3 protein-coding genes are annotated in these 1,638 nt (G+C 67.9%); all 3 read right to left on the bottom strand.

From position 1 onward, the window contains the following. Positions 1–65: 65 nt before the first annotated feature. Positions 66–920 carry an FAD/NAD(P)-binding protein gene (locus ACWEO7_RS39425; RefSeq protein WP_452430938.1) on the bottom strand — a complete coding sequence of 285 codons (855 nt, stop codon included), beginning with the start codon at positions 918–920 and terminating at the stop codon, positions 66–68. Beyond that, a complete protein-coding gene (locus ACWEO7_RS39430) occupies positions 917–1,435 on the bottom strand; it encodes a Crp/Fnr family transcriptional regulator (protein ID WP_452430940.1) in 519 nt (172 codons plus the stop codon). The genes ACWEO7_RS39425 and ACWEO7_RS39430 overlap by 4 nt, the downstream gene beginning before the upstream one ends. Continuing rightward, positions 1,422–1,638 (bottom strand): 4Fe-4S dicluster domain-containing protein (locus ACWEO7_RS39435; protein ID WP_452430942.1); only part of this gene is annotated, 217 nt, incomplete at its 5' end. The genes ACWEO7_RS39430 and ACWEO7_RS39435, both read right to left, overlap by 14 nt.

A 1,638-nucleotide genomic window follows, 5' to 3' on the forward strand; every position in this document is an offset into this window, starting at 1 on the left:
GAGCAAGGTGAGCTGACAACCATCGCAGGAAGTGAACTTCCACACCGCGAGTGTCGGTGTCTTCGTCATAGTTCACGCACCGCCAGCAATGGTTCGGCAGTCGCGTAGTCCACGATGGGGCCATCTCGGCACAGCAGCAGCGGACCGAGCTGGCAGTGCCCGCATCGCGCGACACCGCACTGCATGTTGCGCTCCAACGACACTTGGATATCGGTGGCGGGAATTCCTTTGCGCAACAGTGATTCCGCGCAAAATCGCATCATCGGTTCGGGGCCGCAGAGCAAGGCGGTGGTCTTGCCGGGTTCCACGGTCAGGTGGGCCAGTGGCTCGGTGACGAAGCCGACGCGGCCGTCCCAATCCGGTGCGGGGTGATCGACGGTCTGATGGAGTTCGATCGCCCCGGCCGTCGGCCACAGTTGCTGGTCGTGCCGGAACAGGATGTCCGCCGGGGTCCGGGCTCCGGTGATCAGCACGATCCGCCGGTAGTCGTCGCGGGCGGCGAGCGCGGTGAGTATGGCGGAGCGCAGCGGCGCCAGCCCGACGCCGCCGCCCACGATGACGAGATCCCCTCCGGCCGCGGACGCCAGGTCCCATCCTGTGCCGAATGGTCCGCGGACACCGATCAGGCCGCCGACAGCTGTGTCGTGCAGCGCCGCGCTCACCGCGCCTACCGCCCGGACAGTGTGTTCGAGGTTGTCGTCGACGGCCGTGGGATCTCCGCTGATCGAGATCGCGATCTCGCCTACGCCGAAGCTGTAGAGCATCATGAACTGTCCGGGCCGGAAAGGTTGCGCCGCATCGTGTACCGGTTCCAGGCGCAGTGTCACGGTGTCCGGGTTTTGCGCGACGCGACCGATTACGCGGTAGGGCAGCATCGTGTCACCGTGCGCCACCGTCCGGGTTCGCGTGTCCACGCTCATCGGTCGCCTCGGTCGCCTCGGTCGACGGCGATGCGGTGTGGACCGGCAGTGCAGGTCATGGTGGGGTTCCGGTAGAGGTCGAGCAGCCGGGCCCGGGTTGCCTGCAGTCGTTCCAGCAGCGCCTCGAACAGCATCATGGTCAGCGCGCGGCCGAATCGTGGATCCCGATCGGAGAGTTCGGCCAAGATCCCCGCCTCGAACTCGACGGCCTCGACCGGTTCGGCGGTCACCGCGCCGAAATGCCACCGGTAGGGCGGTACGAGCCAGGACCAGCCGAGCAGATCTCCGCCGCCGAGGGTCTGGAGGACTACGGCGCCGCGCCCCGGCACCTGGGCGTCCAGCAGTATCCGGCCGTGGCGGATCAGCCAGCATCGGTCGGCAGGTCGGGCCTCGGTGATCACCCGGTGCCCGGCGGGGAAGGCCACATCGCGTCCGGCGGCGGCCAGTGTGCGCAGCTCTTCATCGCTCAGCACCGCCAGTTGCCCGAAGGCGGACAGTTCCTCAGCGGTGGGCATGGTGCGATTCCTCGGCCAGTTCGGCCAGCCGGGCCACCTCCGCGGTCAGGTCTATCTCGGCCGGGCACCAGGCGATGCACCGCCCGCAGCCCACGCATCCCGAGCTGCCGAACTGGTCGTACCAGGTGCTGAGTTTGTGGGTGATCCACTGCCGGTAGCGGCTTTCGCCGGATTGCCGCACGCTGCCGCCGTGCAGGTAGGAG

This window comes from Nocardia sp. NPDC004260, from assembly GCF_053603155.1.

Excerpts from the sequence above, each read along its gene's own strand:
- ACWEO7_RS39425 (WP_452430938.1), bottom strand. The coding sequence starts at position 920 with ATGAGCGTGGACACGCGAACCCGGACGGTGGCGCACGGTGACACGATG.
- ACWEO7_RS39430 (WP_452430940.1), bottom strand. The coding sequence starts at position 1,435 with ATGCCCACCGCTGAGGAACTGTCCGCCTTCGGGCAACTGGCGGTGCTG.